We start from the raw sequence: 26,293 nt of genomic DNA, 5'->3' as shown, positions 1-26,293 counted from the left end.
TGCTTGTTATAGGGTCAGTTCACAGGTGAAATAAGACTTTTGACATTGATATGCTGCAAAATATTGTCCACCACGAGTGCAGCCATGGCCTGGCGGGTTTGCACGGTGGCACTGGCAATGTGAGGGCTAAGGACCGTGGACGCGCAATGGGCAATTGCTTCGGGCACTTGCGGCTCCTCCTCAAAGACATCCAGCGCCGCTGCGCCCAGCCGGCCGCTTTCCAGGCAATCAATCAGCGCCGACTGATTTACAACAGATCCACGCGCGACATTAACCAGTACGCCCTCCGGGCCGAGCGCCTCCAGCTCGGCCCGAGACACCAGATGATGGGTATCGGCGCCACCAGGTGTGGCCACAATAAGCAAGTCTGCCCACCGGGCCAGTGCCAGCACCGTCGGGAAATATGCGTAGGCAACCCCGTCCTGTTGTCGTCGGCCCGTGTATCCGATTTGGGTCTCAAATGCGCCAGCACGTCTGGCAATCAGATGGCCGATACGACCCAGACCCACAATGCCGACTTTTGAACCCCAGAACCGCCTGGTCAGCGCAAATGCGCCCAGGCGACTCCACTTGTTCTCGCGCACATACCGGTCTGCCGCCGGCACTCGCCTGAATGCCGCCAATGCCAATGCCATTGCAAAATCCGCCACATCCGCCGAGAGAACGTCTGGTGTGTTGGTAACACGAATCCCCCGGGCATCGGCCCAGTCCAGGTCAATGGCGTCGTGCCCTACCCCGTTGCACGCAATGAGCGCCAAATTCGCCAAGGCGTCGCGGCACAGTGCAGGCACACCAGCCATGCCATTGGTAATCAAGACCAGCACCTCTGACCCGTGCTGGGCGCAAAATGCCTCGGGCGATGGCAAGGATTGCCATTGCACAATATCAAAGTGCTCCTGCAAGGGCACAAGCGCTTCCTGCGAAAATGGTGTGACAACAAGGAGGATGGGTCGGGTCATAGGTGCAGGCAATCGTCGGAACACACAATCGTAAGAATACATTTAGCCGGTTCGGTATGTTACCGGTAACTGTTACCGGTAACATTGATATAATTGTAGGGCGTTGGTCAAACAACACGCCATTGGGATAAACCATGACTCAAAAACAAACATCACGTACCACGCGTCGCAAAGCAGGCTCATACACCATCCATGACGTGGCCGCTCTGGCCGGCGTTTCCTCAATTACCGTTTCGCGTTACTTCAATTCGCCGGAAAAGGTCTCCGTAGCGTTGCGAGAACGCTTGCGTGAAATTATTGACCGGATCGGCTATGTCCCCAGTCAGGTAGCAGGCGGGCTGGCTTCAGGACATGGGCGGGTGGTTTGCGCGGTCATGCAGAACATCGCCAGCGCCACCTTTGCCGATCTGGTCAAGGGTATGACAGACGAACTGCAGGCATCGGGACTGCAACTGCTGCTGGCCAACGCCCAGTATTCTCAGGAACTGGAAGAACAGGCCATCCGCACTTTTGTTGGCTGGCATCCCACCGCCCTGATCCTGACACGCCACGACCACACGCCCGCAGCCGAGGCCATGCTGCGCGCACTCAACATTCCCGTGATCGAAGCCTGGGGACTGGTATCGGGGCGGCCGTTTCATCAAGTGGGGTTCCCGCATATCGAGACAGGAGCCATACTGGCCAGGCACTTTCTGGAACAAGGCGCCACCCGGCTCCAGTTTGTCATGTCGCACACCACCGAAGATTTCCGCGCCAAACAACGCGCGCAAGGGTATGCCCAAGCCATGACGAATGCCGGCCTGAACGCGGACGTGCAAATTATTCCGGAAAATGACGAGTTCGAGGCCGGAGCCATTGGCATTGAAGCGTTGTCCCGTTTACCTGCAGATTCCCGGCCCCAGGCGTTGATTTTTGCCAATGACAATATGGCGGCGGGCGCCATATTGCACGCCCCTTCATGCGATCTTGTCCTGCCCCGCGATTGCGCCATTGCAGGGTTTGGCGATGCCTCCATTTCCGCAAGACTGCGCCCGGCCCTGACGACCCTGCGCCCGGCACGCTATCAGATTGGCCAGCACGCAGCGCGAACCGTGCTGAAGCAGTTGGCGGCCGGACCAGGCGGCGACAATAATATCGTTGAAGACATGTTGCCATGTGATCTGATCATCAGGGAAAGCAGCCAATTGCATTTGTAATGGTGCAATGATTCAACGTGCGTTAGGTTGCGATGCCGTTTCGCAGGCAACGCAACCTAACGCCAGTAAGCAAAGCCCCGACCTGTCCCGCCAGCGAGGCATTTTCGCCTTGCTCGAACCGATAAATATGATCAACGTCTGGCAGACATGGCCATTCTGATGGCCAGCCCGGCCAGCACGGTACCCATCAGCCAGCGCTGGACCACCACCCAGGTCGGGCGGGCCGCCAGGAAAGAGGCAATGCTTCCGGCCAGAATGACAATCAGCATATTTACACTGATGCTGACAGCAATCTGTACGGATCCCAGAGCCAGCGACTGGGCCAGAATGCTGCCTTTTTCCGGATCAACAAACTGCGGGAGCAGGGAAAGATACATGACTGCTATTTTGGGGTTCAGCAGGTTCGTCAGAAACCCCATCAAAAACAGTTTTCTGGGGCTATCGGGCGCCAATGTTTTCACTTGAAATGGAGATTGGCCACCAGGGCGTACAGCCTGCCAGGCCATATAGAGCAAGTACAGGGCGCCACCATAACAGAGCGCTTCGTAGGCGTAAGGGACGGCAAAAAGCAAGGCGGTAATACCCAGCGCAGCACTAACCATATAGAAAATGAAACCAAGCAGCACGCCCAGAAGGGACATCATGCCAGCGCGCCGCCCCTGGCAGATCGAGCGCGACACCAGGTAAATCATATTGGGCCCGGGGGTGAGCACCATTCCAAGGGAGACCGCAGCAAAAGCAATGATAGTGGTTGTTTCCGGCACGATGGTTCCTTTTGAGGTGAGCGCGTATGAAAATAATCGTACTGCAAAACAAGCTGTCCCTGATTTAATATGACAGCCGAAATCTATAAAACATGCAATACCGGCGCCGGCTGCGCATGACTGTGCAAGATTACACTCGTGTACTGTCGAAGTTTTTGCAACAATCTTCGTTGCTGCGGCAACTGCCTGAAAGCGCAGCTATTGCGCAATCAAGTCGCGTACATCCTGTTGCAATTGCGGCAGCACTTCGTCTTCGAACCATATGTTCTGCTTAAGCCATCGATTGTTGTGCCAGGACGGATGCGGTAGCGGATAAATGCGCAAAGAAGGGTCGGCCAGATAGTACTGACGCCAGGACCGCACCGTTTCCGTGACTCCCTGGCGTGCCACCTGCGGGCCCAGATGCCAGCGCTGTGCATAGCCGCCTATTGTTAATAGCAATTTCAGATTAGGCAAGCGGGCAAATAATTGCGTGCGCCATATTTCCTTGCACTCGCGCCGTGGCGGCAAATCGCTGCCATCGGCTCTGAGTCCTGGAAAACAGAATCCCATAGGAATAATCGCGACCCGGGAATCGTCATAGAACTCCTCGTCAGATATACTCATCCATTGCCTGAGTCGAACACCGGATGCATCATTGAAAGGACGTCCGGTTTCATACACCCGCGTGCCGGGCGCCTGACTGGCGATACAGATGGATGCTGTCTGAGACACCTGGATAATGGGACGCGGCTCTGGACCCATGGCCTGTCCAAATCGAGGCTGGTCGTGACAAACCCGACAACTGCGAATCGTATTTATATACTCTGCGAACGAAGGATCATCGCTATTTTTTATCGACTGTTTCATACTTGAAATGCGCTGGATCTGCAATGCAGTCGTATCTGGGTCTGTGACTGCAAGTCTAAGAAAAATGGCAACAGTGGCCGAGTGACATGAGCCATGTCAAGCAGGCCGCTACTGCACGGATGCTCCGAGAGAATGCTTTTCACTTAATGTGCCGCAACGCACTGCCCTTATGTGCGGCAATGTGGTCGGTCCTGTCGCTTTTTATTTCGTATTGGGGTTCATCCTTAGAGGCACGATGAACGTGTCCCTTGTAGTCGAAGTCGCTGGTATGGATAGCGATGATCCTGCCTGAAACGCTGCCCGCTTCGCTATTCCAGCTGACATGGTCACCTTTTTTGAACTTCGCTGTCATGTTGCCGGCTCCATTTTCTCCATATTACACCCGTCATTAATGATCTGCCAAGATCGTGGCAAGCAGCACATGACAGAGTTGCGGATTGATCGCTAACGGAAATACGTATTGAGCACCGAAGTGCAGTCACAGTCAGAGGTCAAGCCCGCAAACAGCACTCTGTGTAGCCTTCTCCGCCTGAATGCCTTGGCAGACGGATTCACGAGCAGTGAGCCCATGGCGCATGGGTGTCGCACGAAGAGGAGTTACACCGAAACGGGCAGTCACAAAAAGCCAACATGCCGTATGAAGGCAATGCTGGCTATTGGCAGACCTGTTCTCTACGCGATCTGTCTCATGACAAGAGCGCTATGGCGATTCTTAACGTAGCCCGATCAAAGCATGCGTGGCAGCACATCGATCGCACCAGATGCTTTTCTGTGGGCATAGACCACGCCAATATGACCAAGCACCAGCGCCAGCAGCGTCCAGCCAAGTTCGCCATGCAGCAGCCCGGCCAGATCAATCATCCATTGGACCTTTTGGCCGGTGGGTTCCATCAGCGAAATGCCCAGGTAAGAGAATGGGCGATCCGAGCCGTAGGTGCGCAATAGCGCCAGAGCAGGAATGGCCAGCATGAGTGCATACAATACGCTGTGCCCCAATCCCGACACGGTGGACAGCGACGGTGGCCGGCGTGAAATATTGAGTGCCGCCCAGATTACTCTGAAGACGCCCAAACAGAACACGGTGAACCCCATGACCGAATGCGTCGGCCATAACGCATCAGTAATAGGCGTTTCATCGGCAAAATAATGCAGCGCCGCAGTGAAAAACATCCAGGCAAAGCCCAAAGCCATGAGCCAGTGCAATGCCCGAGAAATCAAACCATATTTATCTGATGAATCAAACAGCAACAATGAATACCTCCATTCATAAAAAATTAAATTGTTTGTTATCCAGGCCCACATCCCCTCTGAAACAAATTATGACGGCTGTATGCCGGCGGCCCAATGGCTGCCAGTACGGACAAAATCATGGATCATGACCTATCGCAGCATTTTTACCGGCAGGACAAGCAGCATAAGGCACCAGCAATGATCAATACTTCAGCACTTCAATTCGCACAGATACGGCGTTTGGTATTGGGCGACAGCGCTGAAATCATTAATTGAAAATTCAATCTTATCGTATTTATATCTTATGCATGTGACGGTCGTTTTGATATCAATCAACAAATATTTCAATTGGCTACCGGAGTATGGGTTTGCAACCGCTGATCTGTATTTTTTAGACTGGTTTAAAATCCCATCACTGGTGTAGTACCGCTCCACTCGGTTTTTTTATTTACCAACGCTGGATCGCCAATGCTCTCTATAAAATTCGTTGCCCGATATATGGCAGATCATGATCTATCCCTTGTCACTGCAGAATCATGCACAGCAGGGCTGATCGCCTCGACCCTGTCGGAAGCGCCGAACGCAGGCAGGCTGCTCGATTGCGCATTTGTCACGTATACAGTGGCCGCCAAGGAGCAACTATTGAACGTGAGTGCTGACACGATCGAGAAATTTAATCTTACGAGCGAGCAGGTGGCCAGGGAAATGGCCGTGGGCGCATTGGCCCGAAGCCCGGCCAATGTTGCCGTGTCCAATACCGGTGTCGTCGATGACATTGATCCCGCTATCAGGGCAGGAACGCAATGCTATGCATGGGCGTTCAGACAAGCTGGCAACAACCAGGAGATTGTCTTCACGGAAACCAGACGATTTACCGGCAGCAGTCGAAAAATCCGCAAGCGCAGCGCACTGTATGCGTTAAGCCGCATTCCCTTTTATACGGCACAGGCCCTGGGAAACGCTGCTTAACGGGCCCGCCCTTCAGCCACGAGCACGTGCGCAACTGGCGTTAGTCTGGCTTTAATGCTTGTGTTTCGGCTTATCGGACCGGCTGGTGCTGGCCATTTCCTTGAGTTCCTTTTTGGACATGGATTTATACATTGATTTGGATGGGCCTTTCAGATCACCCACTTTTTTTTCGCCCTCTTTGGCCGATAATGCAGCGCCTGCTGCCTGTTGCTGGCTTTGGGATTTTGCTGGCATGATGATATCTCCGTGTCGATGTGAGCGTCTTCATTATCTGCCTGCGATGCAGAAGGATGCAAACATCGCCGACGGCGTTTTGTAAATACTCGTAAGGCAGGCATTTGCATCAAAAATAAATTCTGGCATTGCCCTCGCAACGTCGGCGATCCGTCCGCCATGGTGCAGGCTGCCTCGCTCAAAATACAAAAAATCTATATATTTCATATACCTATATTTATTAATAACATGTAACAAAAATGCTCAGGCGAGCGTTTTAATTGCTAGTATGAATTGTGGTTAATCCACCCCCCGAGTTGTTCCACCTCAATGCACTTACGTTGAAAGGAGATAGAAATGAACCAGGACATTGCTCAAGGAAAATGGGAACAGATCAAAGGCTCCATCAAGGAAAAATGGGGTGATCTGACTGATGACGACATCGCGCAAGTCAACGGTAATGCACAGAAAATGTGCGGTATATTACAGGAGAAATATGGCAGTAGTCGCGAGGACACCGAACGCGAGGTTAACGACTTCTGGGCCGAGCAGAATCGGCTATAGGATACAAGTCAAAGGCACCCTGGTGGGTGCCTTACTTTTGTGGGAGTATTGTGGATGTATTCGCGGATGACCTTGCTGGATGATTTTTTCGGGTAACGGTGCAGGATGACAATAAAACCTGCTCACGCCCGGCACCACCACATCCGATCAACGCGCCAAACCTGTCCTCAATCACGGAACCACATTGAGCGACGCCATCCGATAGCCGCAGTATAAACCACCCGGCATGCCGGACCACCATGCCTTGGCGCGACTTCCTGCATAGCTTATTGAACAGCATAAAAAAACAGTCTTTCAAGTGGCCTCTGACCGGCTGGTGAGTTCCGTGGCAACCACCGTAGCATAAGGCGCTGCCACCACCAATTTCAATATCCGCTTGTTCGACGCGGGGCAGGGGCCATCACTTGTTAGTGTGCGCCTTAGCGTTTCTTCCGAATGAAAATGGTAAGCAGGGTAAGCACCAGAAATACGATAAACAGAATTTGCGCCACCAGCGCCCCCCAGGTCAGAAACCCTCCAAAACCCAGTATTGCGGATATGACCGTCAGAACAAAGAAAAAAACAGTATGCCAGACCATTTGCACCTCCTATCCTTATGACAAATGTCATGTCGGAACGATGTTCAAAAGAAGCCTATAGTTATTATCCTAATACCGTCAAAGGCGACGTTAAACCTAATTTACAGATTAATAACATTCTTAATGTTCGGAAGGAAAATCGGCGTCTGGTATTGGAAAACCACTGCTGGTTCGCCTGAAATAATGTCGCTCGTGCAGCCGTACAGAGCGTGACTATTTGATAAGCGTGGCCCATGCGGCCTGATTTGGACGTTAACGATCAGCGCCTTATGATCCGGGTGCTCATTATTCAGACCGCTGCACCAATACAGCCAAACTATTTGGCCTTCTCTTTGCTATTTCTTGCGAATCGGTACCGGAATATCAAAATGCAGCACATGCTCCTGCACGCCCAGTTTGTTATACAAGGCAATGGCCGGATCGTCATTCCTGTCGGCCTGGACGTAGACAACCCAGCCTGCGTTATCTGCCGCAAACTCACATAAATGCCGGATAATCGCTGTGGCTATACCCTGCCTACGATGGCCTGCGTCGACAGCAAGATCGTATATGTAATATTCCCGCCGCGCCATCTCGAACTTGTCCAGCGCGTACGCCACCAGCCCGCCCAGCACGCGTCCGTCGTCTAATGCAACGAAGACAGAAACATGCTCCTTTGCCAGAAAATCCATCAGATAGGCATCAGTCGCAGGCCTGCTCTCATAGCTGCCCGGATCGTCAAATGCCCGGCTAAACAATAAGTTCAATTGCCGCAGCAACGCGACGTCGCCCGGCAGGAGGCGACGATATTGCATTTCCAATGAAAATTTTTGCATATGTCATTCCCGATCTGAAACGAAAGCGCACCGCCCGCTCCTTGTTCGAATCGCAGGCTAAAACACGGGGCAAGGCTGCTGCCCGCCCATCAATCGTTCATGGCAGCACTGTTTATCAAGGCGCAGTAACGCAAGAAACATCACCTTCCTTGCATTGAAGCAGCGTATTGAGCTCGTCGGCCCGCTCTTGCGTCTTATCCGTCAGGCAGCCAGCGATAAGCATTGTCTGTATGGAGCCACCTTGCGCTCCTGAGCTTTGGAATTTGCAGTCCAGATCGCGGAACTGGATCCAGGCGTTCTGGGCTGCTTTCAAATCGGTTTTTTGGGAGGCCTCAAGCTTATTGAACACTTCCCGATAAACCTTGTTCAAGCGCGCATCCGCTTTTTTATAGTCGGTACTGGCCGCCTGGTTCATATCGCTTTGCGTCGCAGCGTCACTCTCGTTACTTGCGAATGCGAATACAGCAGCGCAGGCAAACACTGAACACAGTAATACGTTTCTGAACATAAATCCTCCGATAGAGTGTGTATTGATCAACAGCAAAAGAAAACCGAATCGCCACAGCCACTGCAAGACAGACTATTGCGAAACATCAAGCGTACGCTGCGAATGAGTCGGGACAATGGCCGGATACCTTGTTACTTGCAGCGAGCAACGAGCCAATGGCCAGCGTATTCACCGCATTAGTCCGCAGATCAGTTTCAGCGACCGATCTGCAGTCCCCATTGCCGGTAAATGTCCTTAATGGCGCGCACCGAGGAAAGCAACACTGTAGGCAATGCGGTTTGCTCAAGCAGTTTTGTATAACGTTTGTGATTTCCTGGCGTGACAACTGCAATATGGCGGATCATTTCCCATTTGAGACTATCCTGAGCACCTTCCAGGGCTCCATAACGCTCACGCTCAAATAGTGTACGACGCAAGTAACGGTACAGGCTGGTCGTCGTATGCACATTCAGCAATATAATACCGGTCGCCCGCTCGAAACGCTGCGGCATATACTTGGAATAATTACCATCCATCACCCAGCGCTCGCCCGCGATTGCCGCATCATGCAACGCTGAAAACGTTGCTGCAGGGCGAGGTACCCAATCGGTATTGGCTTCATGAAAAAGTTGGTCCAGATGTACCGGCTCCAGATTGCATTTGCAGGCAATCGCCGTGGCCAGAGTAGATTTTCCGGCGTTTGACGGTCCCAGAATACAGATTCTGGGACCCAGAGTGGAAAGAGAGATCGTGTTATGCATTGCTTCCCGTGCCCTCAGCTATCGCAAAATGCGATGGCGCCATAGTAAATGGTTGATTTGGTTAATTTAAATGCCTGATTACAATCAATTTTCAACGATTTTAAAGGGTCAGAAATGAGAAACTACCGAATCGGCCAGATTGTGCCCAGTTCCAATACCACCATGGAAACGGAAATTCCGGCCATGCTGAACGCGCGCCGCGACCTGTTCCCTAACGAAACCTTTACGTTTCACTCGGCGCGCATGCGTATGATGAGCGTCACGCCAGAGGAATTGACCGCGATGGATCAGGCCAGCGACCGTTGCGCCATCGAACTGAGCGATGCCCGCATGGATGTCATGGCCTATGCTTGCCTGGTGGCCATTATGGCCCAGGGCAACGGCTATCATCGCCAATCACAGGCGCGACTGCAAAAAGCGGTTCAGGAGAACAACACCAACATTCCTATCCTGAGCTCGGCCGGTGCCTTGGTAGACAGCCTGAAAGAAAAGAACCTGGGCAAGGTCTCCATTATCACCCCCTACATGAAGCCACTCACACAGCGCGTGATAGAATACATTGAAGCTGAAGGAATCAGTGTTCATGACTCCATCAGCCTGGAAGTATCTGATAACCTTGAAGTCGGTCGCCTGGATCCGGCTAATCTGCTGGAACACGTGACACGCCTGGATATAGAGGGTGTGGATGCGGTGATTCTGTCGGCCTGCGTGCAAATGCCGTCGCTGCCTGCCATCCAGAAGGCTGAAGACAAGATCGGCAAGCCTGTGCTGTCTGCTGCTGCAGCCACGGTTTATCAGATGCTGAAAACTCTCAACCTGGAAACGCGAGTGCCTAACGCCGGATTCTTGCTGTCGGGCAACTAGCGGGTTCGCTCTGCCACTGAACGTGCCGTGAAAATTGATCTGCTCACATTAAAATTATTTATACGGGTTGTTGATGAGGGCACGATCAGTCGCGCAGCAGAACTGGAAAATATCGCGGCGGCCGCAGTTAGCCGCCGCCTTTCAGAACTGGAAGACAAGCTGGACCTGATCCTGCTGAACCGGACAAATCGCGGTGTCACACCAACACCCGCCGGTCTGGAACTGCTGTACCGAGGACGCGCGATTCTTAACAGCGTACAAGCTGTAGAACACCAGCTTAGCGACTTTGGCAAAGGGCAGCGCGGCAGCGTCACGCTCGCGGCCAACCCCACCGCCATAACGCAATTTCTGGCTCCGTTACTGGCCGACTTTACAGGCAAGTATCCCAATATCCAATTGCACCTGGAAGAGAAAAACAGCCTTAGCATTACCAGGGCGCTGGCCGCTGGCAAACTGGACATCGGCATCTTCACTCAAATTCCCTATCAGGACGATATCGAGGTTGCGCATTTTCGCAAGGATACGCTGATCGTTCTGGTGCCGGCCGGACATCCCCTGGCAAAGCGCGATCGGGTTTCTTTCAGGGATACGCTCGACTATAGCCACATTACGCTTACCGCAGGCACCCAGCTCAATTACCAGCTTATTAATGCAGCGCGGGCAGAGTCGACCAATGTCAGGATTGATATTGAGACATCGGGCTATGATGCCATGTGCCTGCTCATCAACGCAAATATGGGCATCGGCATTCTGCCTGAAGGCTGTGTGGATCTATACAGAGTGCCCGATACAGTAAGGGTCAGGCTTGATGAAGAATGGGCGGAGCGCAAAATCCTGATTGGCGCCCGCCGCATTCGAGACCTGTCACCAAGCGCAAGACAGGTATTTGATTTCCTTTCGGAAAAGATAGTATGAGCGGTCCGACCAGCCACCTGGGTTTGGAAGCGACTACATAACATTCCTCAAAATAAAGTAGCCAAACCGCGTGCATTATTGCATTTACGCTTGTGCAAATTTGGACTTCTTGTTCACCGGCACTTCTACTCATAAATCTACCGATAACACCCGCCCCCCATCTTTTGCAATTTGCCGTTTCACACATAACCGCGTCCGCTAAATTTATAAGCTGTAAGTACTAGACGCAACCATACCGCAACCCTATACTAGTTGCAGCCACACCGATCCAATCAACATTCGCACCGGAGACCATTTACATGGCTAACGAATCGACTGAAGAAGCTCTGGCGGTAACAGACGCAGACGCACAGCACACGCGTCGGCAATTTTTGCGTAATGGCGTTACTGCAGTCACCGGCGTTCTTGCAAGCAGCGCCGGACTGAGTGCCGCAGCCGCCCAATCCGCGACAGCGGGCAAAGAAGCCGCGGCCGCAGCCGACAATGCGCTGGCCATCCCACCGTGGACCAAGCAACCAGGCGCCCTGGTTGGCAGTCGTCCTTATGGCAAGCCATCCGAATTTGAAAGCGGGGTTATTCGCCATCTTCGCAAGACGGACAAACAGTATTTTTCTTCCTCGACCCGCACGCCACTACAGGAACTCGATGGCATCATTACGCCTAACGGGCTCTTCTACGAACGCCACCACAATGGCATTCCCGATATCAATCCCGCTGAACACCGACTGGTCGTGCATGGGTTGGTAGACAATGCACTGTCTTTCACTCTGAATGATATCCGGCGCTTTCCCTCGCACTCTCAGATTTATTTTCTTGAATGCTCCGGCAATCCGGGATACGCGGTCTATGGCAAGACGGCAGCCGAAGCCAACGGCCTGGTCAGTTGCGCCGAATGGACCGGCGTGCCGCTCAAGACAGTTCTGAACGAGGCCGGCGTCAAGCCCGAGGCCAAGTGGGTGATTGCCGAGGGTGCCGACGGCGCAGGCATGACGCGCAGCATTCCGCTGGAAAAGTGCCTGGACGATGCCATGCTCGTGTACAGTCAGAACGGAGAGCGCCTGCGCCCCGAGCAGGGATATCCGCTAAGACTGTTGGTGCCCGGCTATGAAGGCAATATGAGCATCAAGTGGTTGCGCCGTCTGCAGGTCGCAGACCAGCCGGTGCATTCGCGCGAAGAAACGTCAAAGTACACGGACATCCTGCCCGACGGCAAGGCCCGCGAATTCACATTTGTGATGGAAGCCAAATCCATCATTACCAGCCCGTCGGGCGGACAGCAAATCGATGGCAAGGGGTTTCATGAAATCCGCGGTATTGCCTGGAGCGGCAAAGGACGCATTACCAAAGTAGAGATCTCGGTTGACGAGGGGAAAACCTGGCAACCTGCCAGGTTGCAGACGCCGGTCCTGAGCAAGGCGTTGACACGCTTTCTCTTTCCATGGGAATGGAACGGCGAACCCGTGGTAATACAAAGCCGGGCCACCGATGAAACAGGGTACATACAGCCTACGCTGGAATCACTCATCGAGGTGCGCGGCGTCAATGGCACCTATCACAACAACGCGATTACCCCTTGGCGTATCGCATCTGACGGAAAGGTGACTCATGCACGCGCTTAAAACTTCTCTTGCAGGAACATATGCAGCCAGACACGCCGTTGCGCTGCTTGCATGCGTCGCGCTACTGGGTGCAACTGCGGGCGCGGCTCATGCAGAACAGAAATTCGGCTTTGGCCATCCAGTCACGCCTGAAGAAATAGTCGCGTGGGACATCAATGTGTTTGCCGATGGACGCAATCTGCCAGATGGCAGCGGCACAGTCACGCAGGGCGGCGCCATTTACGCCCAGCAATGTGCCTCCTGTCATGGCAGCAAGGGCGAAGGAGGCAGTGGCGACAAACTGGTGGGCGGCATTGGCAAACTGGCCAGCGGAAAGCCGGTCAAGACAGTGGGCAGCTACTGGCCGTACGCTCCAACTTTATTTGACTACATCAGACGCGCCATGCCGTTGACTGCTCCCCAGAGCCTGAATAACGAACAGGTATATGCCGTTACCGCCTATCTTCTTCACTTGAACGGGCTTGTGGAGCAAGACGCGCGCCTGGATGCAAAATCGCTTGCTGCAATCAAGATGCCCAATCGGGATGGCTTTGTGCCTGACCCGCGCCCGGATGTTCCACAAACCCCCGGCAGCACCGACAAACCCGCCAGCGACAAGACAGCAACACAATCGCAATAATATCAATGCGATCAGGCAGCTTCAGGCAAAATGCGATGCTTTCCATGTATATTGCAGAATAATCCATGACCCATAAGGTGATGACAATTGTAATAGTACTGCTGCCCTGGATATCATCGCGCATTGCCGCCCACAGCCCCAATGCCATAGGGTATCGCCGATGACCCGGCCGATCGGAGACCTGGACATCAATCTGCTGCTCGCGCTGGATGCGCTGTTGCAGGACCAGAATGTGACGCATGCTGCAGCCAGATTGAACATCACGCAGTCGGCGCTATCGGGGCGCCTGACCAGGCTGCGTCGTATTTTCAATGATCCGCTATTCGTACCGTCATCTTCTGGACGCGGTATGACGCCCACCTCGCATACCCTGGCACTCAAGCCGGAACTGCAACGCCTGTTGCAGCAATTGACGCAGTTTGTCCAGTCGGCGCACGTTTTCGATCCCGCCACCAGTGAACGCACATTTCGTATTGCCGCGATGGATAACCCGGCGGCTATTCTTGCCCCGGCGCTGCTACCGTTGATTGGAGCCCGGGCGCCGGCAGTCAGGGTCGCCTTTACATTACCCGATAAAAACCAGGTGAATGGGCAACTGGAACGAGGCGAAGTGGATCTGTTTATTGGCACCGCGCAGGATGCGGCGCCAAACCTGATCGGACGCCTGCTCTTTAACGAGGAGTTCCTGACGGCGCAACGCATCGGCCATCCCCGCGGCACAGGTCCCCTCTCCCTGGATACGTTTTGCGAACTGGATCACCTGCTGATTTCGACCAGCGGCGGCATGTTCAACGGCATGATTGACGAGGCGCTTGCCGATCTCGGTCGGCAACGCCGCGTAACGGTGTCGGTCCAGAGCTACGCCCTGGCCCCGCTGATTCTGAATTCGACAGATTGCATCTGCACGCTACCCAAACGTTTTCTACAGCGGTTTACCAGCCACCTGGAATTGTTTACCCCGCCACTGACCTTGGATACATTCTCAATGAAGCTGTTCTGGCATTCGACAGTGAATGCCGATCCGGCGCACCGCTGGCTGCGGTCGATGGTTTTCGACGCTGTGCAGACGAAGCATGGTCATTGAGTTTGCAAGCTATCAGTCATATCGATAGGTCGAATTGAAATTTACAATTTGTGCAGCGCCAGACAATGGCGCATGATGTGATTTCTCCACCCAACCATGGAAAATCAACGAAATGTCACGTATTACTCCCCTTCTTTTTTCAGGCGCGCTGGCCATCGCAAGTGTGATTGCCTTGCCCGCCGCCTCTGCCCAAACCGCGCCCGTTGCCAAGACCGCTACTTATACGCAAGTGGCCGATGCCTATTCTATGCCGCTTGGTAACATGACCATTACCGCTATATCTGACGGCACCGTACCGCAGGATCTTTATCAATTACTGATTGGTCCATCGCATTCTCATATCGACAATTTGCTGGACAAGGCTTTCCTTGCGAACCCGGTAGAAGCATCCATCAATGCATTTGTGATTCGCGATGGCGAACGTATTATTCTGGTCGATACCGGCTCCGGAGAGCTTTTTGGGCCCGGCTTCGGCGGCAAACTTTATGATAGCCTGGCCAGCGTGGGAATCAAACCCGAACAAGTGACCGACGTGCTTATTACGCATATTCATACTGACCACACCGGCGGCCTGGTGATAAACGGCAAGCCGGCGTTTGCAAATGCCACCGTCCATGTCGGTGCGCCCGACCTGGCCTTTTTTCTGGATGCCGACAACGCCAAGAAAACCGGCTATGATGATAAGTATTTCGCAGAAGCGATCAAGACAATAGGCGTATATGAAAAACTGGGAAAAGTTAAAACTTTTGATGACGGGCAAACCGTAATGCCTGGCGTAAAAGCGTCCATTCACCCGGGACACACGCCAGGCAGCGCGTTCTTTACCGTCAACAGCCAAGACCAATCCATTGTTTTCGTTGGAGACATTGTCCATGTTGCGTCTCTGCAATTTCCCGAACCTGACATCGCCATTGTTTATGACCTGAAGCCAGAAGACGCAATATCGGTAAGAAAAAATGCGTTTTCCGATTTCGCCGACAAGCGCCAGCTGATCGCTGCACCCCACTTGCCATTTCCCGGGATCGGCCATGTCCGCTCCGAGGCGAAGACCCATTTCAGCTGGCATCCGGTCGAATATCGCAACCGCGCAAGCGATTGATGATTCAGCGCATATCGTGGGTTGGCATCACGGTAGCGGCCGGTAGCAACCTCTCCTGTTGCGCGCGCCTGGCGACAGGCGCACGCATGGCACGTGCATAACGCCGGGGACAAAAACGCAAGACCAGGATGGTGACAACCAGCACGGTTGCCAGATGTCCCATCCATCCGGCCTTGTAACTACCCGTCGCCTCGTGCAGTACCGCAACAAGCCATGCCGGCGCCGCGGCGATCAGAAAACCGCCGCCTTGCATGAGGGCCGAGAGCGCCCCGGCCTGTGCGGGATCGGGCAGATGGTCCAGCGCTACGATCATCAGTAAGGCAAAGCAGCCACCCAGACCGCACCCCAGCACAATCACCCAGACAAGCGATGCGTAGCCCGGCGCTAACGCCAAACCAGCAAAACCGATACCCTGCATCACAAGTGTGAGCCACAGCCAGGGCCGGCGATCCAGTGAGTTCCTTGCAAACAGTGGCAGCGTTAGTGCCGACAGCGCCTGGCTCACCGCCAGCACTGCCAGCAAGCCGCCACTGGCCCCGGCACTCCAGCCACGCTCCTGATAAGCCGGCGCCAGCCAGGCCACTACAGATGTATAGCCACCATTCATCAGTCCGAAGCAGAGCATCAAAAGCCATGTACGAGGTCGGGCCAGCAACAGCCGGGCAGCGCCTTCCGCCTTGCTCATGCCGGCATCAATCGGCAGAAAGGACCATGCCAGCATGAGCGCCACAGCAGCCGGCAATGCGAACCAGGCCAGGCCAACGGCCCATAGTCCTGTGCTCGAAGACACGGCAGGCGCGGTGAGTGCGCCCAGTGCTCCACCGCCCATGAGCATTGCCGAATAAAGTCCCATCATGGGACCGACATGACGGGCAAACTCACGCTTGATGATCCCCGGAAAAATCGCCTGTATGACAGCAACACCCAAACCAATCAACGCTGCGGTCGCAACAAGACTCCATCCGCTTATGCTCAGCAGACGCAAAGCGCAACCGCCACAGATCACCAGCAATGCGCCAATGACAGAACGGCGCGCACCAAAAGTACTTTGCAGGGCCGGCCCGATAAACGCCACACCGCCCATCAGCAACATCGGCACCAGCGTAAGCAGGGCCATGCCTTGCAGGCCCAGCCCTGTATGCTCCTGAATATTGCCGGCAAGAGGTCCGATACTTGTCATGAAGGGTCGCAGATTGAACCCTATAAGCGCAACAGTTGCGACAAGCATGGCTCGCACAAGCGTCGATTGGCCCCACATCATGGATTCAAGCCCCTTTTTGTTCCTGATGTTTCCAATGGGCGTACAGATCGGGCCTGGCAGCAAGCCGGGTTGGCACATGCCGAATGGTCATGGACTGTTCGGCAAACGGCTTGGCCAGGTCGGCATATATTTCTGCTGTAGACAGACCATAGGGCGCACCGTCTTCATTGCTATAGGCGTATGTAACGTCTTTGATTCCCGCCAGCCTCATTGCCCCCATGCACATGGGACACGGGTGACCGCTGGCAAAAACGCTGCACCCTGCCAGACTGGCTAAACCCAGATGCTGACTGGCCGCCCTGATGGCCAGCAACTCTGCGTGTGCGGTAGGATCGTTGGTCGTCATGATTTCGTTGACCGCCTGGGCGATCACCTGGCCGTTGCGAACGACCAACGCCCCAAATGGGCGACCACCCTTTTCTGCGTTGGTATAGGCAAGCGCGATCGCCTGCTGGAGAAAATTTGTATTGTCTTGCATTGATGTGACCTTTCGATTGTCAACGCCCGCCAGCGGCGCGCAGCCTATTTTCTATTTCGCGATAGCCATGTGAACGCGCGTGCGCAAGTGGGCTAACGCCTTCGCGATCAGCCAGATTGGGATTGGCTTGCGCCTTCAGCAGGGCGTCCACGATCTGCTGGTGCTGCTCACCGCCTGAGCCAAGAATAATTGCCTCCAGCAATGCGGTCCATCCCAGATTGTTAACGTGGTCAACATCGACCCCGGCTTCAATCAGCGTTCTGACGGTTTGGACATGGCCGCGTTCGGCAGCAGGAATCAGTGCCGTTCCCCCATACCGATTGGTACTCGCCAGATCGGCGCCGTGTGCCAGCGTGAGCTTGAGAATCTCCAAATGCCCTCTGGCGCCGGCATACAAATAGGCGCTGTCACTGATATTGTCTTTTGCGTTGACATCGGCGCCTGCCGCGATAAGCGTTTGCGCAGCGCGCACCTTGTTCGCCCTGGTGGCAACAAGCAGCGCGGTCGCGCCAGAGCTATCGCGTGCGTCTGTTTCTGCCCCGCCGGATAAAAGTTGCGTGATGGCAGCAACGTCGTCATTGCCTGCTGCACTATGCAACGGATATGCTTGCATGACTGCTCCCGAGAAGATAGGCGTGCAGGCCAGTAGCACGGCTGCGAACACTGCCACAACAATCGATCTGGTCATGTGACCTCCAAAATCATTGCAATAAGGATTGGGATCGGCGCCTGGCGCTTAATAATCGCGTACAGGACGATGGGCTGCACAAACACTGAATTTAAGCACCTTGTGCGAGTTGTGTCCGTATCGGCACCGAACCTATTGCGAAAAAAAGCAGCGCTGTCGGGTGCTTAAGTCTAACCTCCGTTCATTGCCACTTGCTTGCCGCCTGACTGCAGTGTTATTGACGGCGTAACGTGACAAGAGCGTGACTACTCCTGTGTGGTGACCGCCACATCGCCATTGCATTCATACCTGAAAATCAAGGCCGATATCCAGCGCTTTGGTGCTGTGCGTCAGATATCCGATCGCGATATAGTCAACACCAGTTTGCGCCACGGCTTGCACCGTTTCTGGCGTAATGCCGCCGGACGCTTCCGTTTGCGCCTTGCCCTGGCACATTGCCACGGCCCGGCGCAAGGTATCGCAATCCATATTGTCCAGCAACACAAGCCTGACGCCTTCTTCCAGGGCAATGGCCAGCTGCTCCAGGGTATCGACTTCAAGCTCGACGGGCGTCAAGTGTCCTGCATGCGCATGGGCCCGGGCAATGGCTGTACGCAGATCGCCGGCCAGCGCAATGTGGTTGTCTTTGATCAGCATGGCGTCATCCAGCGCCATCCGGTGATTCCAGCCGCCTCCGACGCGAACTGCGTATTTCTGCAGTACCCGCAAGCCCGGAATTGTCTTGCGGGTGCAGGTAATGCGCGCGTTCGTATCGGCTACCAGTTTTACGATATCTGCGGTCTGCGTGGCGATACCGCTCAGGTGCGTCAGGAAATTGAGCGCCGTACGCTCAGCGGCAAGCATGGACCGGATATCCCCTGAAACCGTCGCCAGTAACTGGCCTGCCTCAACATGCGCTCCATCCTGCCGGACAATATCTACTTTGATGGCTGGATCAATTTGTGCAAAGGCCAGCCGGGCCAGCGCCATTCCGGCGATCACGCCCGGGCGGCGCGACACCAGATGCAGGCGCCCCTGCTTGCCGACGGGGATGGTCGCCTGGGAAGTAATATCGCCTTTTCGCCCCATATCTTCTGCCAGCGCTGCCTGCACAAATGGCAATAAAACAACGTCGGGTAATTCGTGAACAGCCGGATTCATAAGCACGCAGTTCCTGTTAAAAAATCGCCCCCTAGGAGCTGTTATATACTCAAATTGAGTATATAACAGCTATAAAAAACCGACAATGGCTTATTGGAAAGTTTATTTATTAACAGGCAATTTGCTGCCCGAGAGCAAGCTCTCGAGCAAAACCGTATCCTTGAACCGGTAGAGCTGTGCCGGGCGTCCCCGTTCCTGGACCGTGCTTTGTCCGGTCGCCTCGAGCAAGTCCTGGTGCTGCATCAGGCGCCGAAAATTCTGCTTGTGCAGCTCTACACCGGCCAGGCTTTCGATACTTTTCTGCAATTGCAGCAGCGTAAATTCAGCGGCCATCAATTCGGAAATGACCGGACGGTATCTGATTTTCGCCCGCAGCCTTGACATGGCCATGGCCAGCACCCGGCGATGGTTGTGCTGCATGGCCTTGCCCGTCATGGTTTCAGGGATTGCCTCATCAAACAACGGTGATTCCGGAATGAGGCCCACTTCGTAGAGCAATTCATAGCGGTACAAGGTATTGTCCTCGATCCAGGCATGTTCTCCCTGACCCCAGCACAGATCCACGCGTCGCTGCCGGCTCTGGCGAATCGCGTCATCCTCCGCAAAGGCGACCCATTTTCTCAGATAAGGGTAAAACACGCGAGCGATCCATTCCGGCCTGCCCTCGCGATGGTCTTCCCAGGGAAAGTAACGATACCAGTCCTGCCAGCTGGCGTTGGCTTCCAACTGGCGCTCATCGGCTTCCTTGACCAGCCCCAGGTAACTGACATACAGCAGGGGCTGCCCTGAAGCGCGGGTACGTAGCGTGTCGACAAAGGTATAGAGCTGCTCGACGTAACCCATGGGTTGCATGGTCTGGTTTTTGACCCATTGGCGCACACCAGCCTGCAACGAGCTATGCACGGGCGATAGCGGCCCATAGGGCAGGATATTGCCGTTTTCCACGGTCAGCACCCTCGCGTTCAGATTGGTAATCGCGATCAATACCGCGACAACCTCGGTAGCGCCTTCTGCAGTGCTCGACACGGAAAAACCTGAAGCCATACCTGTACATATCCCTCAAAGATGTATGGATTCTATCAGAACGGCCCTGATGGCATTTGCACCACAACGCTTACGCCTGGGAAATAAAAAGTGCTTTACGATTTATACTCAATTAGAGCATAATATATTTTCGAAAATGGCACGGGATACAGGCACATGACATCGAACTCCAACTCTGTACGCAAGACGTTTGACATTGATTTTCCGACGCTGGACCGGCCGATATCTGACGCGGGCATGGGCTCGGCCTGTCAGGTAAAGCAGGCCTGGGCCAGCGTGCCCGAGCCGCTCGACAAAAAGGACCGGGACACCTATCGGCAGTTGATTGTTGATCTTCTGGCAAAACAGCAGGCAACCCTGGTTGCTCACTACTACGTTGATGGTGAACTACAGGACCTGGCGCTACAGACCGGCGGTTGCGTCGGGGACTCGCTGGAAATGGCCCGCTTCGGCCGGGATCATCCGGCCACTACATTGGTTGTGGCCGGCGTCAGATTCATGGGCGAGACCGCCAAGATCCTGAGCCCCGAAAAGCAGGTGTTAATGCCTGATCTGGATGCCAATTGCTCGCTGGATCTGGGCTGCCCGCCCGATGCTTTTGCGGCTTTCTGTGATGCCAACCCGGGACGGACGGTGGTGGTGTATGCCAATACCAGCGCGCAGGTCAAGGCCAGGGCCGATTGGGTTGTGACCTCTTCGATCGCCCTGGAAATCGTTACCTACCTGCACCAGAGGGGTGAAAAAATTCTGTGGGGTCCCGACCGCCATCTGGGTCAGTACATACAGCAGCAAACCGGGGCGGACATGCTGCTATGGCAGGGTTCTTGCCTGGTGCACAATGAATTCAAGGCCGAAGAACTGGCTGACCTGAAAAAAGCCAATCCGCAAGCACGTGTGCTGGTGCACCCCGAATCGCCGACCTCGGTGGTCGCCCTGGCAGATGTGGTCGGGTCCACCAGCCGGCTGATCCAGGCCGTTACCGAATTGCCGGCGACAAGCTTTATCGTGGCAACCGACCAGGGCATCGTGCATGAAATGCAAAAACAGGCGCCTGAGAAAACTTTCATTGCAGCCCCCACGGCAGGCGAGAGCGCCACCTGCAAGAGCTGTGCCTTTTGCCCGTGGATGGCAATGAATGGGCTTGCCGGCGTGGCCAACTGCCTGCAAACGCATAGCGGACAAATCGTGCTAGATCCACAGTTGGGCTATCGGGCGCACAAACCCATCGGCCGCATGCTCGATTTTGCTGCTGCCTACAAAAAGAACATCCGGGCCAGCGGCGACCTAAGCCGCGATGTTCATTTATTTTCCCAGATCGGACCTGCATGATGAATGCCACAGCGCACGACTATGATGTGTTGATTGTCGGTGGCGGTCTGGCCGGCCTGTCGGTTGCACTAACCCTGCCTTGTAATATGCGGATTGCCATTGTCAGCAAATTGTCGCTGGAGACCACCGCCAGCAGCAAGGCCCAGGGCGGGATAGCGGCGGTGCTGGACGCCGAAGATCATACCGACAACCACATTCGCGATACGCTGGTTGCCGGCGCCGGCCTGTGCGATATGACAAGTGTCAGCCACATTGTGCAAGCCGCGCCGGCGGCGATCGACTGGTTAAGACGCCATGGAGTCCAATTTACCCTTGCTGGCCCGGATCAATTACATCTGACGCGCGAGGCCGGCCACAGTCATCGCCGTATCGTTCATGCAGCAGACAGCACTGGATCAGCGATCACCTCGGTGTTGCAGACACAACTGCGACAGCGGCCCAACGTGGACGTGTTTGAGCACACCGTGTGCGTCGATGCATTAATTACGCATGAATTAAATACGCGTGAGTTACTCTCGTATGGGCATGCAAATCGAACTGCCTGCCAGGGAATTGATGCCGTGGATATGGCCTCGGGTAAAACGTTAACCCTGACCGCCCGCCACACTGTCCTGGCCACGGGCGGACTGGGACAGCTGTTCCCCTATACCACCAACCCACCCACCGCCACCGGTGACGGCCAGGCCATCGCCTGGCGGGCGGGTTGCCGGATTGCCAATATGGAATTCATACAGTTTCACCCCACTGCCCTGGCATTGCCGAACGCTGCCTCCTTTTTGATCTCAGAAGCAGTCCGGGGCGAGGGCGGTGTGCTTGTGAACGCCGCCAAACGCCGTTTCATGCCTGATTATGATTCGCGCGCCGAACTGGCACCGCGCGATATTGTAGCGCGGGCCATCCACACTGAAATAACCAGGCAACAAGGGCAACCTGTATGGCTGGATATTTCCCACCGTCCGGCCGGCTTTATTCGCGAACACTTCCCCATGATTTACCAGACTTGCCTGGACGTGGGGCTGGACATCACCCGCCAAGCTATTCCGGTTGCGCCGGCAGCACATTACTCCTGCGGTGGCATCGTTACCGATTTGAGCGGACGCACCAATGTTGACGGTCTGTATGCTGTAGGCGAAGTTGCCGATACCGGCCTGCACGGCGCCAATCGGCTGGCCAGCAATTCGCTGCTTGAATGCATTGTGATCGGGCGAAATTGCGCACGAGCCATTATTGAGCAATGCAGTCAAGTGGGCCGTACGCAACCTGCCGGCTCAACAGCGTCGCTTGCCGACAACGGCCAGCAAGCGGTCAATGACGACCCTGATGTGTCTGCATTGGCTGATGAGTCTGTGATACCTGATGCAGCCGTTATCCGGCAGCTCATGGGGAAAAACATGGGCATCATGCGAACAGCGTCGGGCATTGGCCAGGCACTTGACCAGTTAGGACGGTGGCGCAGACTATTGGCACAAACACCGCAGGCCTGGACACCAACGCAACTGGATTTGCGCAATCGTCTGGACTGTGCCTGGCTGATCGCGGCATGTGCAGCCCAGCGCAAGGAAAGCCGGGGCCTTCATGCACTTGCCGATTTTCCCCGGATGCTGGCCGAACCCGGCCCCAGTGTGATCGGTCGGCCAGTGCAGCCAATGCCGGTACCTGCCGAAAGTGAGCCCGGCTAAGCCAACCGTCGTCAGTCAGGCGCGCGCCAGTTGCTGCACGGCTTGGGCCACCGGCGTGTCGCCCTGAGTCAGCTCAATAATGATCCGGTTTACTTCAGGATGTTCAATGATTTCGACCAGGGCCGCCGCGACGTCGGCACGCGGTATGCCGCCATAGGGAATGGCCAGACCCGCGCGTACGTTGCCGGTACCGGGAGTATCCAGCAATGTGCCGGGCCGCAGAATGACCCAGTCCAGATCCGTCGCTGCCAGATGCACGTCGGCGCGCTTTTTCACTGCCATGTAATTTTCAAAGGTCTCGGACATTGCCTTGCCGCGACCGGCCTCCGGGAACGCCGACACCAGGACAAAGCGCCGGATTCCGGCTGCCATGGCTGCCGCTACGGCCAGCGCCAGCCCATCCCCATCAATGGCGTTGGTCATCTGGGCTCCGCCCTTGCCGCCTGCCCCTGCCGAGAACACCACCGCATCGCTGCCTGCCATGAATCGGGCCAGCTCCGCTGTCTCCAATTGGAGCAGGTCTCCGTAGACGGGAGTCGCGCCCAGGGCTTTGAGTTCCTCTGTCTGCAGGGCATCCCGATGCAGCGAATGGGGCGTATGCCCGCGCGTGCTCAACTGCCGGGCAAGATGCCGAGCCACTTTTCCCGAACCGCCAACAATAAAAACATTTGTCATATTCTCTCCTTGTATGCGCCACTCAGGTAAAGCAACGACGGTGTACGCTGTACCAGCCAGTCCCAACACGGGTAACGTGGCCACGCAGACATGGACGCGCCACCGCTACCACATGCGGTCCACGCTTGCCTGCGCTTATCTGGCCGTTTTGAACACCTGGCCGTTATTGTCAACGATACCCCACCAGCGCAGGTTTTTTTGCAAATGGGTTCTGACCGCTTGCACGGCCTGTTCCGGCGCGCCGGCCTGGATGTGATCAATGATCTGCAAATGTTCGGTCATGGCCGGAATGATTCTTTCAGGCAAGGGGCGGCGCGAGTGCTGCATGACACTCAGGCGATAACGATTTTCGTCATAGACCGCCAGCGCAACCGGATTATTCAACGCTCCGGTGAGCCAGGCATGCAGTGACCAATCTACCTCCATCGCTTTCAACTGTAATTGAGCCGATATGGCGCCTTCTGAAGCCTGTTCCAGCACGCGCTCATGTTCCTGGCGCAAGTGAGCCAGCTCACGGTCCGGCGCCTGCTGCGCCAACAGACGGGCGCCTTCCTGGTCAAACAGATAACGCAGGTGAAAACCGGCATGCAGCGCCTCTGCGGTGGCTTCAAGGACCAGCACGCCGCGCTTGGGCAAAATCGAAACCAGTCCAGCCGCAGCGGCTCGCTTTACCGCTTCCCGCACGGGGGCCAGCGGCAGGCCGGTCACCTCAACCAGTTCTGATATCGAAATCATCTGGCCCGAGCGTATCTGACCACAAGCGAGCAAATCCCGAAAGGCATCAAAAGCCTGTTCCGCCAAAGACTGGTCCGAAGAGCGTGTGGGAGTTCGCATGGTAAGAGAGAGGCCTTTTAAGGGTTTTCACGACTATCGCATTTTAAGTCATTCTAATTATAGTTGAAATGTTATCTGACATTTCAGACGACATTTCACAGGTAACCAACAGGCTGGTGCACTCAACGGTGCTCCCGGGGAGTGGATCTAAAATGCGTATTATTTATCGAAGTCTCTTTTGCCAAGTGGTTGTGGCGTTGATTCTGGGCGCGATTATCGGCGTGTTCTGGCCACACTTTGGCGAGCAGCTCAAACCGCTGGGCGACGGCTTTATCAAGCTGATCAAAATGATTATTGCGCCTTTGGTATTTTGCGTGGTGGTGCACGGTATCTGCGGCAGCAGCGACCTGAAGAAAGTTGGCCGGGTAGGCGCCAAGGCCCTGCTGTACTTTGAGATCGTCACAACCTTTGCCCTGGCGCTGGGCATTGGCCTGGCCTATTTGTTCGAGCCCGGCCATGGCATGAACGTGGACACATCCTCACTGGACGCCGACGCGCTGGCGCCCTATGCGACCCAGGCTGAGCACGCAACAGATACGGTCAGCTTTCTGATGCGGGTGATTCCCAAAACCTTTACCGATGCATTTGCCTCCGGTGATATCCTGCAGGTGCTGCTCATTGCCATTCTGTTCGGAGCGGCGGTGGCCGTGATGGGGGAACGCGGGCGGCCGGTGGCGGCGCTGGTGAACCAGTTATCCCATGTATTTTTCAAAATCATCGGCTTTATCGTGCGCCTGGCGCCGCTGGGTGTATTGGGTGCAGTCGCGTTTACCGTCGGCAAATATGGCGTCGGAACGCTGGGCCAGTTGAGCATGCTGGTGGTCCTGTTCTATGTCACCTGCACGATATTTGTGGTGGTCATCCTGGGCCTGATTCTACGACTTGCCGGTTTCAATATTTTCAAACTGCTTGCCTATTTGCGCGAAGAATTGCTGGTGGTGCTGGGTACCGCATCGTCAGACGCCGTGTTGCCCCAGGTCATGCATAAATTGGAGCGAATGGGCGTAAAAAGCTCCACTGTAGGATTGGTGATTCCTACCGGCTACTCGTTCAATCTCGATGGATTTTCCATTTATCTGACCCTGGCTGCGGTTTTCATCGCGCAGGCGACCAATACGGCCTTGTCATTTACCGATTTGATTACGATCCTGGCAATTTCAATGCTGACATCCAAAGGCGCGCACGGCGTACCCGGCTCGGCCATCGTGATACTGGCAGCGACCCTGAGCGCCATTCCCGCGATTCCTGCTATCGGACTGGTATTGGTGCTGTCAGTTGACTGGTTCATGGGCATCGCCCGCGCCCTGACCAACCTGATCGGCAACTGTGTCGGTACGATCGTTATCGGTGCCTGGGAAGGCGATATTGACCGACAACAAGCACATAATACGCTCAATGGCCAGACTGGAACAAACGAGGATTAGAGGTAGCAACAAGCATGACACTCAGGAGTTTGACAATAGAGCCGCTGACACGCAGCGCCTTTGCGCCCTTCGGCCAGGTGATCGAGGCCAGCGAGGCGGCACAGCACTTTACGATCAACGACGGCAATACCGAACGCTACCATGATCTGGCCTTGC

At 55.0% G+C, this 26,293-nt stretch carries 30 protein-coding genes; 13 read left to right on the top strand and 17 right to left on the bottom strand.

Annotation, left to right across the window (positions count from 1 at the left end; genetic code table 11):
• Positions 1-14 precede the first annotated feature (14 nt).
• A complete protein-coding gene (locus ACTIKR_RS03500) occupies positions 15-959 on the bottom strand; it encodes a 2-hydroxyacid dehydrogenase (protein WP_193090571.1) in 945 nt (314 codons plus the stop codon).
• Positions 960-1,093: 134 nt separating this feature from the next.
• Between ACTIKR_RS03500 and ACTIKR_RS03495 the strand changes: the two genes are divergently transcribed.
• Positions 1,094-2,155, top strand: coding sequence for a LacI family DNA-binding transcriptional regulator (locus ACTIKR_RS03495; protein ID WP_193090572.1), 1,062 nt, complete (start codon positions 1,094-1,096; stop codon positions 2,153-2,155).
• Positions 2,156-2,286: 131 nt separating this feature from the next.
• On the opposite strand, the gene ACTIKR_RS03490 is transcribed toward ACTIKR_RS03495, so the two are convergent.
• From ACTIKR_RS03490 to ACTIKR_RS03475, 4 genes are all read right to left on the bottom strand, one after another.
• Positions 2,287-2,871, bottom strand: coding sequence for a LysE family translocator (locus ACTIKR_RS03490; protein ID WP_226817327.1), 585 nt, complete (start codon positions 2,869-2,871; stop codon positions 2,287-2,289).
• A 246-nt stretch (positions 2,872-3,117) separates the two neighbouring features.
• A complete protein-coding gene (locus ACTIKR_RS03485) occupies positions 3,118-3,663 on the bottom strand; it encodes a uracil-DNA glycosylase family protein (protein ID WP_226817320.1) in 546 nt (181 codons plus the stop codon).
• Positions 3,664-3,907: 244 nt separating this feature from the next.
• Complete coding sequence (locus ACTIKR_RS03480) at positions 3,908-4,120, bottom strand: DUF2945 domain-containing protein (RefSeq protein ID WP_193090575.1); 213 nt, start codon at positions 4,118-4,120, stop codon at positions 3,908-3,910.
• Between the two features lie 374 nt (positions 4,121-4,494).
• Positions 4,495-5,070, bottom strand: a complete 576-nt coding sequence (locus tag ACTIKR_RS03475) for a cytochrome b (protein ID WP_226817321.1) — start codon at positions 5,068-5,070, stop codon at positions 4,495-4,497.
• Between the two features lie 396 nt (positions 5,071-5,466).
• Here ACTIKR_RS03475 and ACTIKR_RS03470 point away from each other — a divergent pair, with 396 nt between their 5' ends.
• Positions 5,467-5,967, top strand: coding sequence for a CinA family protein (locus ACTIKR_RS03470; protein WP_226817322.1), 501 nt, complete (start codon positions 5,467-5,469; stop codon positions 5,965-5,967).
• Positions 5,968-6,018: 51 nt separating this feature from the next.
• Here the strand turns inward: ACTIKR_RS03470 and ACTIKR_RS03465 are convergent, their stop codons facing one another.
• Positions 6,019-6,201 (bottom strand): DUF3008 family protein, encoded by a 183-nt coding sequence (locus ACTIKR_RS03465; RefSeq protein ID WP_193090577.1) that lies wholly within the window; start codon positions 6,199-6,201, stop codon positions 6,019-6,021.
• Between the two features lie 336 nt (positions 6,202-6,537).
• On the opposite strand from ACTIKR_RS03465, the gene ACTIKR_RS03460 reads away from it, so the two are divergent.
• Entirely contained in the window at positions 6,538-6,744 is a 207-nt protein-coding gene (locus ACTIKR_RS03460; RefSeq protein WP_193090578.1) for a CsbD family protein, read from the top strand.
• 419 nt (positions 6,745-7,163) lie between these two features.
• Here ACTIKR_RS03460 and ACTIKR_RS03455 read toward each other — a convergent pair whose 3' ends face one another.
• From ACTIKR_RS03455 to ACTIKR_RS03440, 4 genes are all read right to left on the bottom strand, one after another.
• Complete coding sequence (locus tag ACTIKR_RS03455) at positions 7,164-7,322, bottom strand: DUF1328 family protein (RefSeq protein WP_193090579.1); 159 nt, start codon at positions 7,320-7,322, stop codon at positions 7,164-7,166.
• Positions 7,323-7,657: 335 nt separating this feature from the next.
• A complete protein-coding gene (locus tag ACTIKR_RS03450) occupies positions 7,658-8,137 on the bottom strand; it encodes a GNAT family N-acetyltransferase (RefSeq protein ID WP_304519144.1) in 480 nt (159 codons plus the stop codon).
• Between the two features lie 115 nt (positions 8,138-8,252).
• Positions 8,253-8,645: a lysozyme inhibitor LprI family protein gene (locus ACTIKR_RS03445; protein WP_193090580.1), complete on the bottom strand. Its 393-nt coding sequence runs from the start codon at positions 8,643-8,645 to the stop codon at positions 8,253-8,255.
• A 194-nt stretch (positions 8,646-8,839) separates the two neighbouring features.
• Positions 8,840-9,385 (bottom strand): AAA family ATPase, encoded by a 546-nt coding sequence (locus ACTIKR_RS03440; protein WP_226817323.1) that lies wholly within the window; start codon positions 9,383-9,385, stop codon positions 8,840-8,842.
• A gap of 114 nt (positions 9,386-9,499) precedes the next feature.
• Between ACTIKR_RS03440 and ACTIKR_RS03435 the strand changes: the two genes are divergently transcribed.
• From ACTIKR_RS03435 to ACTIKR_RS03410, 6 genes are all read left to right on the top strand, one after another.
• The gene (locus ACTIKR_RS03435) at positions 9,500-10,249 is read left to right on the top strand and encodes a maleate cis-trans isomerase family protein (protein WP_193090581.1); all 750 of its coding nucleotides are present in this window, start codon (positions 9,500-9,502) and stop codon (positions 10,247-10,249) included.
• Between the two features lie 27 nt (positions 10,250-10,276).
• On the top strand, positions 10,277-11,164 hold the full coding sequence (locus ACTIKR_RS03430) for a LysR substrate-binding domain-containing protein (RefSeq protein WP_193090582.1): 888 nt from the start codon (positions 10,277-10,279) through the stop codon (positions 11,162-11,164).
• 299 nt (positions 11,165-11,463) lie between these two features.
• Complete coding sequence (gene soxC / locus ACTIKR_RS03425) at positions 11,464-12,783, top strand: sulfite dehydrogenase (protein ID WP_193090583.1); 1,320 nt, start codon at positions 11,464-11,466, stop codon at positions 12,781-12,783.
• Positions 12,770-13,402: a c-type cytochrome gene (locus ACTIKR_RS03420; protein WP_226817324.1), complete on the top strand. Its 633-nt coding sequence runs from the start codon at positions 12,770-12,772 to the stop codon at positions 13,400-13,402. The genes soxC and ACTIKR_RS03420 overlap by 14 nt, the downstream gene beginning before the upstream one ends.
• A 160-nt stretch (positions 13,403-13,562) precedes the next feature.
• A complete protein-coding gene (locus ACTIKR_RS03415) occupies positions 13,563-14,486 on the top strand; it encodes a LysR family transcriptional regulator (protein ID WP_193090584.1) in 924 nt (307 codons plus the stop codon).
• A 112-nt stretch (positions 14,487-14,598) separates the two neighbouring features.
• A complete protein-coding gene (locus ACTIKR_RS03410) occupies positions 14,599-15,585 on the top strand; it encodes an MBL fold metallo-hydrolase (protein WP_442327168.1) in 987 nt (328 codons plus the stop codon).
• Positions 15,586-15,589: 4 nt separating this feature from the next.
• On the opposite strand, the gene ACTIKR_RS03405 is transcribed toward ACTIKR_RS03410, so the two are convergent.
• The 5 genes from ACTIKR_RS03405 to ACTIKR_RS03385 form a co-directional block, all read right to left on the bottom strand.
• A complete protein-coding gene (locus tag ACTIKR_RS03405) occupies positions 15,590-16,813 on the bottom strand; it encodes a cyanate transporter (protein WP_442327175.1) in 1,224 nt (407 codons plus the stop codon).
• A gap of 37 nt (positions 16,814-16,850) precedes the next feature.
• Positions 16,851-17,324 carry a nucleoside deaminase gene (locus tag ACTIKR_RS03400; protein WP_193090587.1) on the bottom strand — a complete coding sequence of 158 codons (474 nt, stop codon included), beginning with the start codon at positions 17,322-17,324 and terminating at the stop codon, positions 16,851-16,853.
• Between the two features lie 19 nt (positions 17,325-17,343).
• Entirely contained in the window at positions 17,344-18,012 is a 669-nt protein-coding gene (locus tag ACTIKR_RS03395; RefSeq protein WP_193090588.1) for an ankyrin repeat domain-containing protein, read from the bottom strand.
• 282 nt (positions 18,013-18,294) lie between these two features.
• Positions 18,295-19,152: a carboxylating nicotinate-nucleotide diphosphorylase gene (gene nadC, locus ACTIKR_RS03390; RefSeq protein ID WP_442327167.1), complete on the bottom strand. Its 858-nt coding sequence runs from the start codon at positions 19,150-19,152 to the stop codon at positions 18,295-18,297.
• A 102-nt stretch (positions 19,153-19,254) separates the two neighbouring features.
• A complete protein-coding gene (locus ACTIKR_RS03385; RefSeq protein WP_442327166.1) occupies positions 19,255-20,196 on the bottom strand; it encodes an NUDIX hydrolase in 942 nt (313 codons plus the stop codon).
• 156 nt (positions 20,197-20,352) lie between these two features.
• Here ACTIKR_RS03385 and nadA point away from each other — a divergent pair, with 156 nt between their 5' ends.
• Both nadA and nadB read left to right on the top strand, forming a co-directional pair.
• A complete protein-coding gene (gene nadA, locus ACTIKR_RS03380; protein ID WP_193090591.1) occupies positions 20,353-21,525 on the top strand; it encodes a quinolinate synthase NadA in 1,173 nt (390 codons plus the stop codon).
• Positions 21,522-23,204 (top strand): L-aspartate oxidase, encoded by a 1,683-nt coding sequence (gene nadB / locus ACTIKR_RS03375; protein ID WP_442327165.1) that lies wholly within the window; start codon positions 21,522-21,524, stop codon positions 23,202-23,204. Before nadA ends, nadB begins: the two co-directional genes overlap by 4 nt.
• 15 nt (positions 23,205-23,219) lie before the next feature.
• Here the strand turns inward: nadB and ACTIKR_RS03370 are convergent, their stop codons facing one another.
• Positions 23,220-23,879 carry an NAD(P)-binding oxidoreductase gene (locus ACTIKR_RS03370; RefSeq protein ID WP_442327164.1) on the bottom strand — a complete coding sequence of 220 codons (660 nt, stop codon included), beginning with the start codon at positions 23,877-23,879 and terminating at the stop codon, positions 23,220-23,222.
• Between the two features lie 135 nt (positions 23,880-24,014).
• A complete protein-coding gene (locus ACTIKR_RS03365; protein WP_442327163.1) occupies positions 24,015-24,713 on the bottom strand; it encodes a GntR family transcriptional regulator in 699 nt (232 codons plus the stop codon).
• Positions 24,714-24,865: 152 nt separating this feature from the next.
• On the opposite strand from ACTIKR_RS03365, the gene ACTIKR_RS03360 reads away from it, so the two are divergent.
• Together ACTIKR_RS03360 and ACTIKR_RS03355 are read left to right on the top strand one after the other, a co-directional pair.
• On the top strand, positions 24,866-26,137 hold the full coding sequence (locus tag ACTIKR_RS03360; RefSeq protein ID WP_193090594.1) for a C4-dicarboxylate transporter DctA: 1,272 nt from the start codon (positions 24,866-24,868) through the stop codon (positions 26,135-26,137).
• A gap of 14 nt (positions 26,138-26,151) precedes the next feature.
• Positions 26,152-26,293, top strand: a 142-nt coding sequence (locus tag ACTIKR_RS03355) for an ureidoglycolate lyase (protein WP_442327174.1), incomplete at its 3' end; no start/stop codon positions are given.

Source organism: Advenella sp. (assembly GCF_052108595.1).
Classification (GTDB): domain Bacteria; phylum Pseudomonadota; class Gammaproteobacteria; order Burkholderiales; family Burkholderiaceae_B; genus Advenella.
The sequence above is the reverse complement of the archived record's forward strand: the minus strand, read 5'-3'. Positions and strand labels throughout refer to the sequence as shown.

Excerpts from the sequence above, each read along its gene's own strand:
- ACTIKR_RS03500 (WP_193090571.1), bottom strand. The coding sequence starts at position 959 with ATGACCCGACCCATCCTCCTTGTTGTCACACCATTTTCGCAGGAAGCG.
- ACTIKR_RS03495 (WP_193090572.1), top strand. The coding sequence starts at position 1,094 with ATGACTCAAAAACAAACATCACGTACCACGCGTCGCAAAGCAGGCTCA.
- ACTIKR_RS03490 (WP_226817327.1), bottom strand. The coding sequence starts at position 2,871 with ATGGTGCTCACCCCCGGGCCCAATATGATTTACCTGGTGTCGCGCTCG.
- ACTIKR_RS03485 (WP_226817320.1), bottom strand. The coding sequence starts at position 3,663 with ATGGGTCCAGAGCCGCGTCCCATTATCCAGGTGTCTCAGACAGCATCC.
- ACTIKR_RS03480 (WP_193090575.1), bottom strand. The coding sequence starts at position 4,120 with ATGACAGCGAAGTTCAAAAAAGGTGACCATGTCAGCTGGAATAGCGAA.
- ACTIKR_RS03475 (WP_226817321.1), bottom strand. The coding sequence starts at position 5,070 with ATGTGGGCCTGGATAACAAACAATTTAATTTTTTATGAATGGAGGTAT.
- ACTIKR_RS03470 (WP_226817322.1), top strand. The coding sequence starts at position 5,467 with ATGCTCTCTATAAAATTCGTTGCCCGATATATGGCAGATCATGATCTA.
- ACTIKR_RS03465 (WP_193090577.1), bottom strand. The coding sequence starts at position 6,201 with ATGCCAGCAAAATCCCAAAGCCAGCAACAGGCAGCAGGCGCTGCATTA.
- ACTIKR_RS03460 (WP_193090578.1), top strand. The coding sequence starts at position 6,538 with ATGAACCAGGACATTGCTCAAGGAAAATGGGAACAGATCAAAGGCTCC.
- ACTIKR_RS03455 (WP_193090579.1), bottom strand. The coding sequence starts at position 7,322 with ATGGTCTGGCATACTGTTTTTTTCTTTGTTCTGACGGTCATATCCGCA.
- ACTIKR_RS03450 (WP_304519144.1), bottom strand. The coding sequence starts at position 8,137 with ATGCAAAAATTTTCATTGGAAATGCAATATCGTCGCCTCCTGCCGGGC.
- ACTIKR_RS03445 (WP_193090580.1), bottom strand. The coding sequence starts at position 8,645 with ATGTTCAGAAACGTATTACTGTGTTCAGTGTTTGCCTGCGCTGCTGTA.
- ACTIKR_RS03440 (WP_226817323.1), bottom strand. The coding sequence starts at position 9,385 with ATGCATAACACGATCTCTCTTTCCACTCTGGGTCCCAGAATCTGTATT.
- ACTIKR_RS03435 (WP_193090581.1), top strand. The coding sequence starts at position 9,500 with ATGAGAAACTACCGAATCGGCCAGATTGTGCCCAGTTCCAATACCACC.
- soxC (WP_193090583.1), top strand. The coding sequence starts at position 11,464 with ATGGCTAACGAATCGACTGAAGAAGCTCTGGCGGTAACAGACGCAGAC.
- ACTIKR_RS03420 (WP_226817324.1), top strand. The coding sequence starts at position 12,770 with ATGCACGCGCTTAAAACTTCTCTTGCAGGAACATATGCAGCCAGACAC.
- ACTIKR_RS03415 (WP_193090584.1), top strand. The coding sequence starts at position 13,563 with ATGACCCGGCCGATCGGAGACCTGGACATCAATCTGCTGCTCGCGCTG.
- ACTIKR_RS03410 (WP_442327168.1), top strand. The coding sequence starts at position 14,599 with ATGTCACGTATTACTCCCCTTCTTTTTTCAGGCGCGCTGGCCATCGCA.
- ACTIKR_RS03405 (WP_442327175.1), bottom strand. The coding sequence starts at position 16,813 with ATGCTTGTCGCAACTGTTGCGCTTATAGGGTTCAATCTGCGACCCTTC.
- ACTIKR_RS03400 (WP_193090587.1), bottom strand. The coding sequence starts at position 17,324 with ATGCAAGACAATACAAATTTTCTCCAGCAGGCGATCGCGCTTGCCTAT.
- ACTIKR_RS03395 (WP_193090588.1), bottom strand. The coding sequence starts at position 18,012 with ATGACCAGATCGATTGTTGTGGCAGTGTTCGCAGCCGTGCTACTGGCC.
- nadC (WP_442327167.1), bottom strand. The coding sequence starts at position 19,152 with ATGAATCCGGCTGTTCACGAATTACCCGACGTTGTTTTATTGCCATTT.
- ACTIKR_RS03385 (WP_442327166.1), bottom strand. The coding sequence starts at position 20,196 with ATGGCTTCAGGTTTTTCCGTGTCGAGCACTGCAGAAGGCGCTACCGAG.
- nadA (WP_193090591.1), top strand. The coding sequence starts at position 20,353 with ATGACATCGAACTCCAACTCTGTACGCAAGACGTTTGACATTGATTTT.
- nadB (WP_442327165.1), top strand. The coding sequence starts at position 21,522 with ATGATGAATGCCACAGCGCACGACTATGATGTGTTGATTGTCGGTGGC.
- ACTIKR_RS03370 (WP_442327164.1), bottom strand. The coding sequence starts at position 23,879 with ATGACAAATGTTTTTATTGTTGGCGGTTCGGGAAAAGTGGCTCGGCAT.
- ACTIKR_RS03365 (WP_442327163.1), bottom strand. The coding sequence starts at position 24,713 with ATGCGAACTCCCACACGCTCTTCGGACCAGTCTTTGGCGGAACAGGCT.
- ACTIKR_RS03360 (WP_193090594.1), top strand. The coding sequence starts at position 24,866 with ATGCGTATTATTTATCGAAGTCTCTTTTGCCAAGTGGTTGTGGCGTTG.